This window comes from Geodermatophilus arenarius (assembly GCF_042654585.1).
GTDB classification, from domain to species: Bacteria; Actinomycetota; Actinomycetes; order Mycobacteriales; family Geodermatophilaceae; genus Geodermatophilus; species Geodermatophilus arenarius.
This window is the reverse complement of sequence record NZ_JBHSGR010000009.1, coordinates 125,089-141,708: the sequence shown is the minus strand read 5'-3', so window position 1 is coordinate 141,708 and position 16,620 is coordinate 125,089. Positions and strand designations below refer to the sequence as shown.

Sequence of the window (16,620 nt, the reverse complement as noted above, 5' to 3'; positions counted from 1 at the left end):
CGCGTCCCCCCAACGCCGTCGCGACCCCGGACGCTAACAGCGAGGACGGGGGCGCACCCTGTCGTGGACGAGGTCCCACTCCTCCCGGGTGGGAGGTCGAGTGCTTGCGCGTCTGCAGCACGCGCGGTGGGTAGCGTGCGCGGACGTGTCCGCCGACCCGCGACCGGCGTGGACGGTCAACGCCGCCCACGGGCGTCTCGTCGACTGGGGCGAGCTGTGGCGTGCCCGCGAGATCATCGGCTTCTTCGCTCTGCGAGATCTCCGGGTCCGGTACAAGCAGGCCGTCCTGGGTGCCGCCTGGGTGGTCCTGCAACCCCTCGTGACGGTGGCGGCGTTCACGCTCGTGTTCGACCGCCTGGCGGGGGTCGGCACCTCGGGGATCCCGTACGTGGCCTTCGCGCTGGCCGGTCTGCTCGGCTGGACGTACGTCTCCCAGTGCATCGGGCGCGGAAGCGAGGTGCTCGTGGGCAACACGTCGCTGGTGACCAAGGTCTACTTCCCGCGCCTGACCGCACCGCTGGCCTCCCTGCTGCCGCCCCTCGTCGACCTCCTCGTCGGGCTGCTCCTCCTCGCTGTCGTCTGCGTGGTCCTCGGAGTCGTCCCGACGGCGGGACTGCTGCTGTTCCCCGTGTGGCTGCTGCTCCTGGCCCTCACGGCGCTCGGCCCCACCTGCTTCCTGGCGGCGGTCAACGTCCGCTACCGCGATGCCCGGGAGGTAGTCCCGACCGCTCTCCAGGTCCTGCTGTTCCTGAGTCCGGTCGCCTACTCGGCCGCGTCCCTCGAAGGGCTCGCCCGCTACGCGTACGCGCTCAACCCGGTCGTCGGCGTCCTCGAGCTCGGTCGCTTCGTGCTCGTCGGCGGGCCCTGGCCCGGAGCCGTCGTGGCGTTGTCGGGCGCGGTCTCGCTCGTACTCGCCGTCCTGGGGGTCCGGTACTTCCTGCGGGCCTCCCGGGCCTTCGCGGACGTGATCTGACGTGGACAGGGTCCAGGTCGACCGGGTCAGCAAGCGCTACCTGCTGGGGGAGCAGCGCAACCTGCGCGAGACCCTGGTCGCGGCAGTGCGCCGGCGACGGGACGAGAGCCGGGAGCTGTGGTCGCTCCGCGACGTGAGCTTCACCGTGGCGGACGGAGAGGCCGTCGGGATCGTCGGCCGAAACGGAGCCGGCAAGAGCACGCTGCTCAAGGTCCTGATGCGGATCACCGCGCCCACCACCGGGGAGGCGCGGACCCGCGGTCGGGTGGCGGCGCTACTGGAGGTGGGCACCGGCTTCCACCCCGAGCTGACGGGGCGGGAGAACGTCTTCCTCAATGCCGCAGTCCTCGGCATGAGCCGCGCGGAGACGGCCCGTCGCTTCGACGAGATCGTCGACTTCTCGGGTGTCGAGCGTTTCCTCGACACCCCGGTGAAGCGCTACTCCAGTGGGATGTACCTGCGGCTGGCCTTCGCGGTGGCCGCCCACCTGGAGCCCGACGTCCTGGTCGTGGACGAGGTCCTCGCGGTCGGGGACGCAGAGTTCCAGCGGAAGTGCATGAACCGCATGTCGGAGGCGGAGGCCGAGGGGCGCACGGTCCTCTTCGTCAGTCACGACCTGGCTGCCCTGAGCAAGTTGTGCAGCCGTGCCATCTGGTTGGAGGCGGGCCGGATCAAGGACCAGGGCCCGACTACGCCCATCGTGCGGGACTACCTCACCTCCGGGGTCGCCTCAGCTGGTGGTGGCCAACTGGGACCGGGTGGCGACGTGGGACGGCTCCTGCAGGTCCAGGTCGTCGCACTCGACGGGATTGCTCGGCCTCTCCTCAGGGACGAGCCCTTCCGGATCGTCGTCCGTTTCGAGATGGACGAGATGTTGGCCGGTCTGGACCTGGCGGTGATCCTGACCAACCAACACGGTGTCCGCGTCTTCGACGAGGTGCTCAGCCACTCCCAGGAGGTCCGGTTCCCACCCGGTCGGCACGAGGCCGTACTCGAGGTGCCTCCCATCCTCGCGATCGGTGACTACACGGTGGGGGTGTGGCTGGGGACGGAGCACGAGGACGTCCACTACGAGATCACTGCCGTCTCCTTCACCCTGCACGGGGAAGAGGGCTATCACCGCGACCGTGTCCTCGTCCTGGGGCTCCCCTATCGCGTTCGGCGTCTTGACTGAGGCGCTACTGGTGTCCCCGAAGGGCTGCTCGCGCACGCCTCATCGCCGCGCGCGGTAGTCGTGTGAGGCGAGCAGGTGCGGCGGCGAGAGCATGGAGGACCGGTCTCCGGTAGGGCCGTAGGGCTCGGGCCAGTGCGGCTCTGACCGCGGGAGGGGCCGGCTCGGCCCTGCTGTCCAGATGGCGCTCGAACCAGTCGAGGTAGTACTGGCGGACCTCGTGGTAGCGCCCCGCTCGAGTCACGCTGGCGACGGAGCTGTCCGGGTGCTGGCGGTAGTCGAGCCAGACGGCGTCGGAGAACCAGACAGGCCAGGAGAGGTAGAGCTTGCCGAGGAACCCCTGGTCCTCGTACATCTGCCGGGCGCCGGTGAAGTGCGCCTCGAAGCCGCCCACCGACTGCACGGCTTCACGTCGAAGGAGCATGTCCGACGGACAGGGAGCCGACGCCGTTCCCAGCGGGTACAGCGCGAGAGAGGCCTCCGGCGGTGGGACGACGCGATTGCGGACGTGACCGGTCGGGACGAGGACGTCCTCCCCGCCGGCCCAGGACCACCAGTAGTTCACCGTCCCGCAGACCATCCCCAGTCCCGGGTGAGCGTCCATGATCGCCATCTGCTCGGTCAGTTTCTCCGGGCGCCAGACGTCGTCGGCGTCGATGAAGGCGATGAACTCTCCACGCGCCGCGTCGAGGCCGAGGTTCCGCGTCGCACTCATCCCCCGGTTCGCGTGGTCGGGGTGCTGCAGGTAGCGGACCTGCCCCGGGTGGCGGGCCTGCCACCCGAGGGCCATGGACGTGCTGCCGTCGGTCGAGCCGTCGTCGCACAGCAGGAACTCGAAGTCGCCCGTGCTCTGCGCCATGACGCTGCGGATCGCCTCGTCGAGGAACTGCTCGCCGTTGTAGAAGATGCAGATGACGGAGACCCGGGGTGCCCCCGTCGCACCTGGAGGCGCCGCAGTCACGTCCTCCCTCTCCCCGGGCGTCATGGCAGCGACCTGAACTCGAGTCCCCGCGTGCGTACGGCCCGCACGACCGCGGGTAGCGCCCGGATGGTCGCAGACCTGTCCAGAGCGCGGACGTCCGTGGGCTTCTCCACCCAGTCGTGCAGGAGCACCACGTCCCCACTGCCCGCCGCCCCCGCGATGCCGGCGATGTCCCCGGCGGTGACGCCGGGACGCCAGTCCTGCGGATCGACGGTCCACAGCCACGGCGCCAGACCCTGGCACCGCACCATGGACGCACTGGTGAGGGTCAGATGGCCGTTCGGAGGCCGGAACAGGGCGACGTCGCGGCCCAGCACCTCGGCCACGGCCGACCGACCGGAGCGGTACTCCTCGGCCAGGGCGCCGAGGCGGACGCCCGCCGGATGCGGGTGCGTGCAGCTGTGCGAGCCCACCTGGTGTCCCTCCGCGACGACGCGGCGCACGAGGTCCGGGTGTGCCCGGACGTTGCGGCCGACGCAGAAGAAGGTGGCCCGCACCCCGAGTTCACCCAGCAGGTCCAGGACGAGCGGGGTCGACGACGGGTGCGGGCCGTCGTCGAAGGTCAGGGCGACCGTGCCCTCGGCCACGCGGCGTCCGACGCCGGCGAGCCGGTCACGCGCGGTCCACTGCAGACGCTCCTTCCGGGCGCGCACCGCGCGGGGCACGTCGCGGAGGTCCCGCACGTCACCTCCAGCTTCCGAGTCGAGCGCCCATGCTCGCAGGACGCGCCGATCGCCGCGCGGGGACCACCGGTCCCGTGACCGGGGCGCACCCGGCGGGGACGGGTAGCGTCACTGCCGGAGGTCGTCGAACCCCTCGGACGCCGCCACTCCTGGCCCGGTCCGGTCGAAGTCATGGTGAGGTCCCGTGCCGTCGAGGAAGCAGGTCCTCGTCCTGTCCGCCGTCGCGGTCGTGGCCGCCGTGGCGGCCGTCGTCCTGGTCGTCGTCCGCGGGGCCGATCCTCCTCGCGTCACCGCCTCCTCGGGAACCGATCCCTCGGCCCTGGTGGCCGGTGCCCCTGACCCCGGGGACGACGACGTCGAACGGGACGTGTACTGGCGCACCGATTCCGAGACCGTCGGGGCCTGGGTCGAGCTCACGTACCCCGAGCCGACGTCTCTCGACCACGTCGAGGTCCTCGGGCCGGGTGGAGGGGAGACCGGGCCCGCGAGCGCTCTCCTGACCTTCGACGGCGGCGCCTCGCTGCTGGTCACCACCGACGACGAGGGCGATGCCTCCGTCACCTTCCCCGAGCGCACGGCGTCCCGGGTGCGGGTGACGATCGCCGGCGTGCCGGACGGCGCCACCTCCGTGGCCCTGGCCGGTCTCTCCGTGGACGGGTCGGCCGACGATCCACCTCGACGCGGCGCCGATCGAGCCGTGGTCGCCACCGCCTCCACTCCTGCGGACCGGCCGGTGGAGGCCCTGACGGACGGGACGCCGGCCGACGGGGACACGGGGGAGGAGTGGACCGCGGATGCGGACGACGACGCACCTTGGGTCTCGCTGTCGTGGAACTCGCCGCGGGAGATCGCGAGCGTCCAGGTGTTCGGTCCGTCAGCACCAGGGGGTGAGTCGCTCAGCGGCGTCCTGCGCTTCGACGACGGCAGCACCGTGCGCGTGCCGGCGATCGCCCGGGGCGGGGGAGAGGCGACGACGATCGCCGTGGCGCCGCGGATGGCGAGCGGCGTGCGCCTCGAGCTCGACCGGCCCGACGGGGCCGTCTCCGTGGGCCTGCGCGAGCTGGCGGTGTACGACGCCGGCACGACCCCGCCACGCTGGCCGCAGGACTGGGACGGTTACGCGACCGCGCCCCCCGCCGTGGAGCCGTGTGACGCGGAGGCCGAGCCCGTCGGGGAGGCCGCGAGCGGACGGCTGGGCCTGGTCTGCCCCGCCGTCGGCTCGGCCGTGGACGGTCGGACCGACGTCGTGGTCGCCGCGGACCCCGGCACGACCGTCGAGGCGCGCGTCTGGACCGGCGTCTCCGGTACCGGGACCAACGCGGTCGACGTGGTGGCGCGCGCGACAGCGGACGAGGACGGTCTCGCCGTGCTCCCCCTGGACCTCGCCTCAGCACCCCGGGGGCCCGTGACGGTGCGGGTGGACCCCGTGCCGGACGCTGCCGCGACCGATGAGGACCTCCCCACGTCGCTGTACGTGCAGCTCTACAACCGGGCCGGCCGGGACCTCACCCCGGACAGCACCGCTCCGGAGGGCATGACCCTGCAGTGGGCCGAGGAGTTCGACCGGCCGCTGTCGGTGAGCGCGACCGGCGCCGGCGCCGACTACGCCGCGGTCAAGCCCGACGCCTCCAGCAGCGGCCAGTTCGGCGACGCCCCCTTCGCCGACCCGGCCTCCGACGACGGTACCCTCACGACCCTCGACGACCAGTACCTGCGCATCCGCACCCAGCCCGCGCAGGGAGCCGGGGACCAGGACGGCACCGACAACGTCGCCGGCCTGCTCGCCTCGACCGACGTCGACGGCGCCGGGTTCATCGCGCAGTACGGCTACTTCGAGGCGCGCATCCTGGGCGCGCCCGGTGCGGGCACGTGGCCGGCCTTCTGGATGCTCGACGCGGAGAGCGCCGCGCGGCCCAGCGACACCTCCACGGAGGTGGACACGGTCGAGCTGTACGGGCACGACACCCTCGGCAGCTGCCACACGGTGCACGACTGGGGAAGCGAAGAGGCCGGGGAGCCGGGGACCGGCGCCCCGTCCTGCAACAGTCCGAACGGCTTCACCGACTGGGCGATCGCTTGGCACACCTACGCAGCACGCATCACCCCAGACGGCGCGGCCTTCACCATCGACGGCCAGGTCGTGGCCTCCGCGGACTCGCTGACCCGTACCACCGAGCCGTTCTTCTTCCTCCTGGACCTGGCCCTCGGCGGCGGGTGGCCGGTCGACCTCGCCCCGACCGGCGGCGTGTCGGACACCTACGTCGACTGGGTGCGGGTCTGGACCTGATCCCGTCACCCCGCACCATGGGGTGATGCTCTGTTAGCGTCTCTGAAGAATGCTGGGCACTGTGACCGTGTACGGGGCGCGGATCCCCACAGAGCCCCCTCTCCCGCAGGACGTGGTGGCGTGACGCTGCAGGACTACCTGCGGGTCCTGCGACGCGGCTGGTGGGTGATCGCTGCCCTCACCGTGCTCGGTGCGCTGGCAGGTCTCGCCGTCACGCTGTCGACGACCCCGACGTACTCGACGCAGGCCACGGTGTACGTGTCCGTCAGCGGTGACGAGTCTCCCGCGGACCTGCAGAGTGGACAGTCCTTCGCCACCCAGCGCGCGGTCACCTACGCCGACCTCGCCGAGACCCGCACCGTCCTCCAGAGCGCCGCCGGCTCACTCGGTGACGGGACTGACGTCGACGACCTGCGCGCCTCGGTGAGTGCCACTCCCCGGGAGGGGACCTCGCTCATCGACGTCGGTGCCTCGGGCAGCGACCCGAACGTCGTCGTCGCGCGGGCCGACGCGGTGGCCACCGCCCTGACCACGGAGGCCCCGCTGCTCGACGCGCTGGGCCCCACGTCGCCGGTGCGCCTGACCGTGGTCCAGGGCGCCGAGACACCGGAGGCCCCGGAGGCACCTCGTCCCCGCAACAACCTGTTCATCGGCATCGCCGTCGGACTGGTCCTCGGCGTGGCCGCGGTCGTGGTGGCTGACGCGCTGTCCACCCGGATCCGGTCCACGACCGACCTACCGCCGTCGCCCCGACTGGTCACCCTCACCTCGATGCCCGCCCCGCAGAAGCGGTCCCGGCACGTGGCGCGGACCGACGCTCGGCTGGAGGCCTTCCGGCAGCTGCGGGCCAACCTGCTGTTCGGCTCCGACGTGCGGGAGACCATCGCGGTGACCGGCGTGACTGGGGCCTCCGACGCCCAGGGCGTCGCCCGCCAATTGGCTGCGGCGTTCGCGGAGATCGGTTCCAACGTCGTCGTCGTCGATGTCGACCTCCGCGCGGACGACGGACGACGCGACCGGTCGGCCCGCCGCGCGGACGCGGGACCGCCCGCACCGGGAGTGGCGGACGTGCTGGGCGGCACGGCCAAGGTCGACGACGTCGTAACGCTGGTCCCCGGCGAGAAGGTCTTCGAGGTCCCGGCGGGCCGGGTGGACGCCTCGTCGGCGCAGCGGATGAGCACGCCCGCCATGCGGAAGCTGCTCGACGCGCTGAAGGAGCCCTTCGACTACGTCGTCCTCGCCTGTCCTCCGCTGGTCGAGCGGTCGGAGTCCGCCGTGGCCGCCAAGCTCGCCGGCAGCGCCCTCGTGGTGGTGGAGTCCGGGGCCACGAAGCGCGCCGAGTTCCTCCTGGGCCTCGAGTTGCTCGCCGGTGTAGGCGTGACGTCGGTGAGCGTCGCCATCGACCACGTCCGGGCGCAGGACCTCGGCGGCGGGCGGTTCGGCCGCATCGAGGGGCCGGAACCGCCGGCTGCTGTCGTGCCCGCCTGATCCGCGGTCTCATGGGCCTTCGCCGGACGGCGCGTCGGTGGCTCCCGGGGCCGACCAACCCGCGCATGCGCACGGGCCCCCAGGGCCGCTACTTCCGGACCCTGACGGTCGTCAGCGTCGACCTGGACACACGGCAGGTCACGCCGCACCGGCAGCTGACGCCTCCCGCCGTCGCTCCCGAGGGCGTCCACGCGCTCGTGTGGGCCGGCGGAGCGCCCGTGGCTGAGCTGACCGTCCCTGGCGACCCGGACGACGTCCTGCCGCGCCTGGCAGAGGTCGCCCTGCGGGAGGTCGGGCATCCCGGTCGAGGAGCGGCTCCGGGCCGTCCGGCTGTGGCTCTCAGCGGTGCTGACGTCACCGTGGCCGTGTGCACCCGGGACCGACCCGGGGACCTGGCGCACACGTTGGACTCCATCGGCGCGTTGAGCGCCCCTGTGGCGGAGGTGCTCGTGATCGACAACGCCTCCCGCGACGAGAGCACCAGGCAGGTGGTCGAGCGCTTCCCGTTCGCCCGGTACGTCCGCGAGCCGCGCGCCGGGCTCGACTGGGCGCGGAACCGGGCACTCCTGGAGGCGCGGACGAGGATCGTCGCGTACACCGATGACGACGCGCTCGTGCACCCGCGGTGGGTGGAGGGGCTCCTGCGCGGTTTCACCGAGGTCCCCGGCGCGGTGATGGTCACCGGCCTCGTCTTCCCCCTCGAGCTGGCCACCCCGGCTCAGGTGATCTTCGAGGCGCGGGGGTTCGGTCGTGGCTACCGTCGCCGGCTGTTCCGGGTCGACCCGGAACAGCCGGCCGCTCGGCAGGCCGGGGCCATGGGGGATGCCGGTACCGGAGCGGACATGGCCGTCCTGCGTGAGCCGGCGCTCGCGCTCGGCGGCTTCGATCCGGCGCTCGACGTGGGCACGCCGACCGGCGGCGCCGGGGACCTCGAGATGTTCTTCCGTGTCGTCGCGGCCGGGCACACGCTCGTGTACGAGCCGTCGGCCGTCGTCCTGCACAGGCACCGCACCACGATGGCCGCCCTCCACCGCCAGCGTCGCGGTGACGGGACCGGCTCCTACAGTTGGTGGCTGGGGGCGGGCCGGCGGTACGGACCCCGGTTGTATGCCGGACTGCGGCGGCAGGCCCTGAGTTGGGCGGTGACGCACCACGGCCGCAACCTCGCGCGCACCCTGCTGTACCCGGAGCTGTGGCCCCCGGGACTCACCTGGGCCGAGGCACGTGGAGCGGCCCGGGCCGCCACCGGGGGCCTGTATCGAGCCGCGCTCGCTCAGGCGGCTGACCAGGCGACCGCGCACCCCGAGGAACCGACGGCGCCGCCGTTGGTCCATCCGCAGGTCTGAGCGGGCGTCACAGTGGGTGGAGAACGGGTTCGTCCGGGTGCGCTGCCGCTTCCCGGCGGGCCTGGGCGACCGCCTCGCGGTAGTAGTCGCGGGTGAGGGCGGCGATCCAGCCGCCCGCGGTGGCGAGCGTCAGGGACATGGGGCGAGCGCGCGGCCAGAGCAGGCTGCCGGCCAGCGTCCAGGCGGTGTTCTTGGCGAACCACCGGGCGGCAATGAGCTTCCACTGACGGTGGTGGGTAGGCCCGAGCTTCCGCCCTCCACCCACCAGCAGGCTCGCGCTCCCGGTCCCGTCGCTGCGCCGCTGGGCTCTGAGCTCGGCCATCGTCCGCCGGTGCCGGTGACGGACCACGACGGCGGGCTCGTAGACGAGCAGGTCCCCGGCGGTCAGCAGCCGGCACATCGCCTCGAGGTCCCCGCCCCCGCGGGTGGGGGTCCCGACGTCGAGCGCCGGGTCGAAGCCGCCGACGGCGAGGATGCGCTCGCGCCGGAAGGCCATGCTGGCGCCGGTGCCGATCGCGCCGATGTGGAAGACGACCCTCGCCGTGTCGTGGGGGTCCGTGGACGCCGCCTGCAGCCGGCGTCGGCGGTAGCCGCGGCCGAATCCCCCAGCGGCCTCGAACTGGACCTGCGCAGGAGTCGACAGCTCTGCCGGGGTGACGAGACCGGTGACGGCGCCGGCGTCCGGGTGGGCGGCGAAGGCCATGAGCAGCGCTTCGGCGTACCGCGGGTGGACCAGCACGTCGTCGTCCACGTAGGCGACCAGGGGCGTCCGGGTCTCGATGAGGCCCCGGTTGCGGGCCCAGTCGAGGCCACGCCGCGGCTCCCGCACGTACCGGGCCCGGGGATGGGACGCCACGACCTCGCGGGTGTGGTCGGTCGTGGAGGCGTTGTCGACCACCAGCACCTCGGCGACGTCGACCGTCATGGCGTCCAGCGCCGTCAGGCACAGCTCCAGGTCGTCGGGGCGGTCACGGGTGCAGACGACCACCGTGAGGAGCCCGCCGTCCGCGGTCGCCCGCCACGGGTCGTCCTCCGCTGTGCACGGCATGCGCTCGTCGACCGGGCGCCCGTCACCGGGCCGGTGCTGCGCGAGGTGGTCGGCCACGGCCTCTGCTGCCGCCTGTCGAGCCAGCCGGGGCAGATCCTGGATGAGCACCACAGGGTCCCCTGCCAGCGTCAACTCCGCCACGGGGACGCCGTGCAGCCAGACGAAGGCGTGCACGCCCTCGGGCGGCTCGGCGAACGGCGTCAGGACCGGGCGGGGGGTCGCCGTCCCGGTGTCGAGGTCGACGTCGGCGACGACGAGGCACCGGAAGAGCCGGGAGGAGCCGGGACGGCGCATGCGTCGGCCGAGGCGCCGCACCCTGCTCAGCATGTCGTCCCCCGTCGGACGGTCGCTCGCCCCACCGGCCCGTTCGGGCGGTCGACGCCGATCATGCCTCGTCGCCCTGCCGCGGCGGCCTGGGCCCGGAGGGGACCACACCCGTCCGGGTCAGCGCAGGACACCGATTCCGGCGTCGGGACGCCGCCGGTCCCGGTCCCGGCCTACGCTGCGGGTCCGAGCAGGACGGACCCGGGACCCGGTCGTCCGCACGTGCCGAGAGGGAGGGAACGGTGCCGAGAGGTCGAGCCGTCCCGACGACTCGCCCGTGAAGCGGCTCAGCGTGGTCGTCACGAACTACAACTACGCGGACTACGTCGCCACGGCGGTGGACAGTGCCCTCGCCCTCCGCTGGGACGACGTCGAGGTGGTCGTCGTGGACGACGGCTCCACCGACGCATCGGTCGAGGTGCTGCAGAGGTACGCGGACCGCGTCACCCTCCTCGCCGGCCCCAACGGCGGGCAGCGGGTCGCCGCCAACCGCGGCTTCGCCGCGTCCACCGGCGACGTTGTGGTGTTCCTCGACGCGGACGACGTCCTCCCCCCTGAGATGCCGGAGCGGCTGGCGCGGGTCTGGAGCCCGTCGGTCAGCAAGGCGCAGTTCCGGATGCAGCGGATCGACGCGAGCGGTGCACCCTTCGGGCACCCCTTCCCGGAGTGGCAGCCGGTGCCCACCCCGGCCCACGTCCGCCGCTGGGCCGAGTCGACGTCGGCCTATCCCACTCCTCCGGGATCGGGGAACGCCTACGCCCGGTGGTTCCTCGAACGGATCTTCCCGCTGGACGCGAGCACCGGCCGGGCTGCCGACTCCGGCCCCCTCGCCGCGGCGCCGTTCCACGGTGACGTCGTCTCCGTGCCCGAGGTGGTGGTCTCCTACCGGCAGCACGGCAGCAACGACAGCGACGTGCTCGCCGCCGACGACCGGCCGGCCCGCGAGGTGGAGCGGGCGCGGGACCGGTGGCGCTTCGCGCAGAGGTCACGGGGGGTCCCCGACGCCGAGATCGACGAGCGGCCGCTGCGCCGGAGCCGGGAGCTGCTGCAGTTCCGCGTGGCGGCGGCCCGCCTGACTCCGGGTGTGCGCCCCTTGGAGGGCGACGGCCGCGCGCGGTTGCTGGGCGACGTCCTGCGGTCCCCGCTGCACCCCGGCCCCGAGGGCCTGGCCGCACGGGTGGTCGTCGCGGCGTGGTGCCTCGCCGTCCTGGTCGCCCCACGGCGCCTGGTCCGGTCACTGCTGGAGCTCCGCTGGCGGCGCCCGTGACGGCGCAGGAGGAGGCGGCGTGACCAGCCTGACCGTCGTCACGGTCGCCGTGGTCGTGTACGGCGTCCTCAACCGGCGCGGGTACGGGCGTGCCCTCGCTCTCGGTGGCGCGACCCCGGTGGGGGCCGCCGTCGTCGTCGGGGCCGTCGCGGTGCCCACCTTCTACGCGGTGGCCATCGGCGCGCTGGTGGGTGTGGGACTGCGTCTCCTGCAGGGCGGTGGACGGGACGGCCGGGACCGGGTGCCGGTGCCCGGCAGCCGGGCCCTCGTCCTGCTCGTGGTCGTCGGTGTGCTCGTCACCCTGGTCGCCCCGCTGCTCTTCGACGGTCTTGAGGTGGAGGGCCCGTCCGGTCTCGACGAGTACCTCGTCGCCGGCGTGGTGACCAAGTCGAACATCGCCCAGATCGTCTACCTGGTCCTCAGTGTCGGAGTCGTCGCCTACCTGGCCCGGTCCCGGTGGACGGGGCCGCAGATCGTGGGGACGGCCACCTGCCTGGCGACGCTGCTGTCGTTCGGGGCGTACCTGCACACGACGGCCGGCCTGCCGTTCCCCGAGGGGTTCTTCGACAACTCGCCGAACTTCGCGTTCATCCAGACGCTGCCGGGTGGAGCCCCACGGGTACGGGGCATCTTCTCCGAGCCGTCCGGCCTGGCCGCCTCCTGCCTCGTGACGCTCGCGTACTGCTGTTCACGCCTGCACCAGGTCATGGGCATCCGTCGGGTGGGACTCGTGGCCACAGCGGGGATTGCGCTCTACCTCGGAGCCATCTCGACCTCTACGTCGTTCCTCGTGGCGGGCATGGCCCTTCTCGCTGTGGCCGCGTGCGTTGCGACATTGAGCTTCGTACTCCGCCGCGGAGCTGTGAGCCGTGTCGCGGTCACCTGGCTGTGCGCTGCCGCCCTTGCCGCGCTCTGGGTACTGCCGACGGTGGCGAACTTCGTCGGTCAACAACTGGCCGACAAGGTGACGTCCTCGTCGTATGCAGAGCGGTCCAACGCCGACAGCGAGTCCTACCGCGTCCTCTTGGACACCTTCGGTCTGGGAACCGGACTGGGTTCGAACCGTGGGTCGTCGTTCATCTCCACGCTCCTAAGCACGGTCGGCGTCGTCGGGGCGCTGCTCTTCGCCTCAGCGGTGGTCGTGTTGGTGCGCCGTAGTTGGCCGGCCCGGCATTCCCGGCCTGCCGCCTGGGCGCTGATCACCCTGTTGCTCTGCAAGGTGGTGTCGGGCCCGGACCTGTCGGACAGCGGTGGTGTCCTCTGGCTATCCCTGGGCGTGCTCGCCCACGCCGCACTCCGGCTCGAGACCGTGCGTCGACCTGGGGTCGTGGCGACCGCTGGAGGCGCTACGCCGCGGGCCGGAGTGTCAGGCCCTGCTCGGCAGGCCCTCCCTAGCAGTTAGGTTTCCGGCGTGAGCACAGCGGGGGGCCGGGTGAAGGTCGCCTACTTCGTCCCACCGTCGCGACACTTCGCCGGCGTCGAGCGGGTCGTCCACGAGATCGCGACCGGACTGACGGAACGGTTCGTCGACGTGTTCGACGTGCACGTGGTCTTTGCCAGCCGGTACGACGAGGACCTGCTGCGGGAGACCGCCTACACCAAGCACGTGCTCGGTGTGCAGCGGCTGCGGCGGCTGGCCGCCGCCATCAGGTCCTGCGTGGCCGCCAACGACTTCGACGTCCTCGTGTGTCCCCAGGTCGAGCCCACCGTCCTCACCTGGCTGGCGACGCGGGGACTGCGACTGCCCGTCTTCCTCGCGCACCTGCACGGGAACCCGCGCGTCGAGGAGCAGCGCGGGTCGCGCGCCACGCGCCTCGCGTTCACGCTGTTCCGGCGTCTGGTGGCCAAGCGCATCGCCGGGGTCCTCGTAGTGTCCCCGTCCCTGGAGCGGTACACCGTCGAGTCGCTCACCCCGGGCCTGCCCGTCGCCTACGTGCCCAACCCGGTCCGGGACTTCGACGCCCCGGAGCGGACCAGGAGCGCCGACGGCGTCTTCCGCTTCGTGAGCGTGGCGCGCCTGTCGTACCAGAAGGGGCAGGACGTCCTGCTCCGGGCGATCGCCCTGGCACGGCCGCGGATGCCGGCCTTCCACGTGACGTTGGTCGGGTCGGGTCCCGACGAGGCGGCGCTGAGGTCGCTGACGCAGCAACTCGGACTGCACGACGTCGTCACCTTCACCGGGTACACCACGGACCCGGTGCGCCACCTCCTCGACGCGGACTGCTTCGTCCTCGCGTCGCGGTGGGAGGGGTTCGGCGTCGCCCTGGTCGAGGCCCTCCGTGTCGGCCTGCCGCTGCTGTCCACGGACTGTGAGTTCGGGCCTGCCGACGTCATCACCGACCCGGCGCTGGGTCACCTCGTCGCCCCGGAGGACCCGCAGGGATTGGCGGACGGCCTCATGGCTGCCGCCGGGCGACGGGACCAGCCCGGCGACGTGGCGCACCGCCGTGCCGCGGCGGAGCGCTACTCCCGGTCCGCCGTCGTTGCTGAGCACGCCGCCGCGCTGCAGCGTTTCACCGGAGGACTCGCTGCAGCGGCGCACGCGCTCGATTAGGGACTGTTCGGTGGAACTTGCGTGCCCGCCATCGCTGCCCCAGAGGTGGCCCCTGAGTGAGAGATGACCTGTGTTTCTGCCTGTCGGCGTCACCGCCCTGCAGACCAGGCTTCGACCGCTGCACCGACACGTCTCGTGCGCCAGAGATGACCTACGCCATCCCGGACGGGATCTTCGGCAAGGTCCTCGACGGTTTCCCGGTCCCTGCTGTGCTGTGCGCACGATCGGGGGCCACTGCCAGCGGTGGAGCTGGGCTCAACAAGCAGATGTGACCGAGCTGTTGGTGCTCGACTTGCTCAACGAGAGCTGGTTATTCGTCGGGCGGCCCAGAGGTTGTCGGCCGCTCGGCGGTACCGCTGAGCTGGCCGCTCAATCAAGAACCAACTGGCCACCGCAAGAGGCACCGTGCAGGCGGTCGACGCCAGCACGAACCATCCCACCGACCAGGCGCCAGCGCCGGCCAGGACGAGCAGCTGCTGTACCGGGAAGGCATAGACATACATCCCATACGAGATGTCATTGCGACGACCGACCAGGTGCAACGGAAGTGCCGCCCCCAACCAGAGCATGAGGTACGCCAGGGGGAGAGCCGCCAGTGCCGGCGCCGCGCCTACCGCAATCATGATGGTAGTGATGACGGCAGAGACCAGCCCGAGGCTCCAGTGCAGCGGAATCCACTGCCGGAGGACGTACAACGTCGCCCCGGCGAGAAAGTATGGCGCGAGCTCGAGGAACACCGCCACGGTGCCGCCGAGATTGGTCCCCACTTGGAGGGCCGTTGCGCCAAGCCAGAGCGTGACGACGACCGTCGCCAGCCACCGGCCCGGGACAGCGGTGATGCATAGCCCGATGAGCAAGTAGCAAAGGACCTCATAGAACAGGGTCCACAGGGAGCTGTTCCAATTGCCGGGATAGGGCACACCGCTGGGTGTGGCGCCGACATTGAACTGGGACATGTGCACGGCGAGGTTCTTGCCGACAAAGGCGACGCCGTCACTGAAGGCCCATGATCCTGCATCGAGCGCGCTCCCGACGGGTGCAAATACGAATGCGACCACGATCAGGGAAGCGAGGAAGCCTGGGTAAATCCGGAGGAACCGCCGCCAGAGATAGCTGGGTAACGGGGTCGACTCCCGGCTCTGCGTGATTAACCATCCGGAGATCGCGAAGAAGCCGGCCACCGCAAGACGTCCAAGGGTCAGCTGCCCGAGCTGAGGGTCATCACCATAGCCGCCGATCGGCCAAGAGTGCGAGACGATGACCGCCGTCGCTAACCCCAGCCGGATCGCGTTCAGGCTGTTGTGCCTATTTGGAAAGTTATCGAGCCCCCGCGACATGGCCCGAGACGATACTTCAGGTCCTCGGTGGTCCGCTCGCCCTGAGAGGCTGCCTAGGAACAGCGGCAGTAGCCAGTGGAATGCGTAGGACTCCCTCACAGAACGGAGCGGTAGACCTGCTCGTAGTCCGCGGCCACCCGCTCGACGGTCAGGTACTCGGAGCCCTTCCTCGCCCGGTCCTGCCAAGCCGCGAGCTCAGCGGGATCGCCCATGAGCCGGCGGAAGGCGGCCGCCATCGCCGGAGGGTCCTGCGGCGGGACGAGCTGGCCGGCCCGACCGCGGTCGAGGACCTCCGGTACCCCACCGACGGAGGTCGCCACGATCGCGCAGCCGGCTGCCCGGGCCTCGGTCGTCGTCAGGGGACACGGGTCCGCGAGCGAGGCGGAGGCAAAGACGTCGGCTGCCTCGAGCAGCGGCTTGGGGGTCAGGGTCGAGCCCATGAAGTGGACGGAGTCGGTCAGGCTCAAGTCCGCGACGCGCGCCTCCAGGGCCTCCCGCTCGGGACCCCAGCCGACGACGTTGAGGTGCCAGTCGGGGAACTCGGGGTGGACCTCGGCGAAGGCGCTGATGATGTCTCCCACGGCCTTCCGGGGGTGGATGCCGGACAGGCTGAGGACGCAGGGCCGCGCCAGGGGGCCGATGTCGTCCAGGGGCAGCGACTCGCGGGGTGACCGCGCGGCGCCGTTCAGCACGGCGACCACCTTGCGAGGGGGGAAGCCTTTCGTGATGAGGGCCTGCCGTTCGGCCTCGCTGACGGCGACGACGACCTTCCCGAGCCGCATGAGGTTCGAGTGGGCGTCGAAGGAGTTGTGCACCGTGGTGACGAGTACGGCGCCGGTCACCTTGGCGACGGGGTAGGCCAGCACCGCGGAGGACATCATGTGGGCGTGCATGATCTCCGGGCGCGTCCGGTGGGCGAGGCGTAGGAGCGCCCACCCGCTGCGGACCGCCGCAGGACCACCCGTGGCCTCCGGGACGTCGACGACCCGCACGCCGTGCTCGCGGAGGAGGTCGTCGTAGGAGCCCCGAGCGCTGGCGAACGTCACGTCGTGGCCGGCGTCGGCCTGGGCGCACGCGAGGTCGACGGCCACGTGGACGTGCCCGTTCCCTCGGACGGCGTGCTTGAGGACGTGCATGATCCTCATGGTCGTTCGAACCCC

At 71.9% G+C, this 16,620-nt stretch carries 13 protein-coding genes; 8 read left to right on the top strand and 5 right to left on the bottom strand.

Features of this window, described 5'->3' with window-relative positions:
• Positions 1-145 precede the first annotated feature (145 nt).
• Together ACFO3M_RS10515 and ACFO3M_RS10510 are read left to right on the top strand one after the other, a co-directional pair.
• Entirely contained in the window at positions 146-973 is an 828-nt protein-coding gene (locus ACFO3M_RS10515) for an ABC transporter permease (protein WP_387988534.1), read from the top strand.
• A 1-nt stretch (position 974) separates the two neighbouring features.
• On the top strand, positions 975-2,147 hold the full coding sequence (locus ACFO3M_RS10510; protein WP_387988533.1) for an ABC transporter ATP-binding protein: 1,173 nt from the start codon (positions 975-977) through the stop codon (positions 2,145-2,147).
• A gap of 4 nt (positions 2,148-2,151) precedes the next feature.
• Here the strand turns inward: ACFO3M_RS10510 and ACFO3M_RS10505 are convergent, their stop codons facing one another.
• On the bottom strand, positions 2,152-3,129 hold the full coding sequence (locus tag ACFO3M_RS10505; protein ID WP_387988532.1) for a glycosyltransferase family 2 protein: 978 nt from the start codon (positions 3,127-3,129) through the stop codon (positions 2,152-2,154).
• Positions 3,126-3,809 carry a polysaccharide deacetylase family protein gene (locus ACFO3M_RS10500; RefSeq protein WP_387988531.1) on the bottom strand — a complete coding sequence of 228 codons (684 nt, stop codon included), beginning with the start codon at positions 3,807-3,809 and terminating at the stop codon, positions 3,126-3,128. The genes ACFO3M_RS10505 and ACFO3M_RS10500 overlap by 4 nt, the downstream gene beginning before the upstream one ends.
• A gap of 184 nt (positions 3,810-3,993) precedes the next feature.
• Here ACFO3M_RS10500 and ACFO3M_RS10495 point away from each other — a divergent pair, with 184 nt between their 5' ends.
• From ACFO3M_RS10495 to ACFO3M_RS10485, 3 genes are all read left to right on the top strand, one after another.
• A complete protein-coding gene (locus ACFO3M_RS10495) occupies positions 3,994-6,096 on the top strand; it encodes a glycoside hydrolase family 16 protein (protein WP_387988530.1) in 2,103 nt (700 codons plus the stop codon).
• A gap of 120 nt (positions 6,097-6,216) precedes the next feature.
• Positions 6,217-7,584 carry a tyrosine-protein kinase domain-containing protein gene (locus tag ACFO3M_RS10490; protein WP_387988529.1) on the top strand — a complete coding sequence of 456 codons (1,368 nt, stop codon included), beginning with the start codon at positions 6,217-6,219 and terminating at the stop codon, positions 7,582-7,584.
• 11 nt (positions 7,585-7,595) lie between these two features.
• Positions 7,596-8,930, top strand: coding sequence for a glycosyltransferase family 2 protein (locus ACFO3M_RS10485; protein WP_387988528.1), 1,335 nt, complete (start codon positions 7,596-7,598; stop codon positions 8,928-8,930).
• Positions 8,931-8,937: 7 nt separating this feature from the next.
• On the opposite strand, the gene ACFO3M_RS10480 is transcribed toward ACFO3M_RS10485, so the two are convergent.
• Positions 8,938-10,305, bottom strand: a complete 1,368-nt coding sequence (locus ACFO3M_RS10480) for a glycosyltransferase family 2 protein (protein WP_387988527.1) — start codon at positions 10,303-10,305, stop codon at positions 8,938-8,940.
• Between the two features lie 274 nt (positions 10,306-10,579).
• On the opposite strand from ACFO3M_RS10480, the gene ACFO3M_RS10475 reads away from it, so the two are divergent.
• From ACFO3M_RS10475 to ACFO3M_RS10465, 3 genes are read left to right on the top strand one after another with little or no spacing between them, the layout of a single operon-like run.
• On the top strand, positions 10,580-11,569 hold the full coding sequence (locus ACFO3M_RS10475) for a glycosyltransferase (protein WP_387988526.1): 990 nt from the start codon (positions 10,580-10,582) through the stop codon (positions 11,567-11,569).
• A gap of 19 nt (positions 11,570-11,588) precedes the next feature.
• Positions 11,589-12,971 carry a hypothetical protein gene (locus ACFO3M_RS10470; protein WP_387988525.1) on the top strand — a complete coding sequence of 461 codons (1,383 nt, stop codon included), beginning with the start codon at positions 11,589-11,591 and terminating at the stop codon, positions 12,969-12,971.
• Positions 12,972-12,980: 9 nt separating this feature from the next.
• Entirely contained in the window at positions 12,981-14,123 is a 1,143-nt protein-coding gene (locus ACFO3M_RS10465; RefSeq protein ID WP_387988524.1) for a glycosyltransferase, read from the top strand.
• Between the two features lie 296 nt (positions 14,124-14,419).
• On the opposite strand, the gene ACFO3M_RS10460 is transcribed toward ACFO3M_RS10465, so the two are convergent.
• Together ACFO3M_RS10460 and ACFO3M_RS10455 are read right to left on the bottom strand one after the other, a co-directional pair.
• Positions 14,420-15,460 (bottom strand): acyltransferase family protein, encoded by a 1,041-nt coding sequence (locus ACFO3M_RS10460; RefSeq protein WP_387988523.1) that lies wholly within the window; start codon positions 15,458-15,460, stop codon positions 14,420-14,422.
• A gap of 95 nt (positions 15,461-15,555) precedes the next feature.
• Positions 15,556-16,596, bottom strand: coding sequence for a glycosyltransferase family 4 protein (locus tag ACFO3M_RS10455; protein ID WP_387988522.1), 1,041 nt, complete (start codon positions 16,594-16,596; stop codon positions 15,556-15,558).
• Positions 16,597-16,620 lie beyond the last annotated feature (24 nt).

Excerpts from the sequence above, each read along its gene's own strand:
- ACFO3M_RS10505 (WP_387988532.1), bottom strand. The coding sequence starts at position 3,129 with ATGACGCCCGGGGAGAGGGAGGACGTGACTGCGGCGCCTCCAGGTGCG.
- ACFO3M_RS10455 (WP_387988522.1), bottom strand. The coding sequence starts at position 16,596 with ATGCACGTCCTCAAGCACGCCGTCCGAGGGAACGGGCACGTCCACGTG.
- ACFO3M_RS10480 (WP_387988527.1), bottom strand. The coding sequence starts at position 10,305 with ATGCTGAGCAGGGTGCGGCGCCTCGGCCGACGCATGCGCCGTCCCGGC.
- ACFO3M_RS10485 (WP_387988528.1), top strand. The coding sequence starts at position 7,596 with ATGGGCCTTCGCCGGACGGCGCGTCGGTGGCTCCCGGGGCCGACCAAC.
- ACFO3M_RS10460 (WP_387988523.1), bottom strand. The coding sequence starts at position 15,460 with ATGTCGCGGGGGCTCGATAACTTTCCAAATAGGCACAACAGCCTGAAC.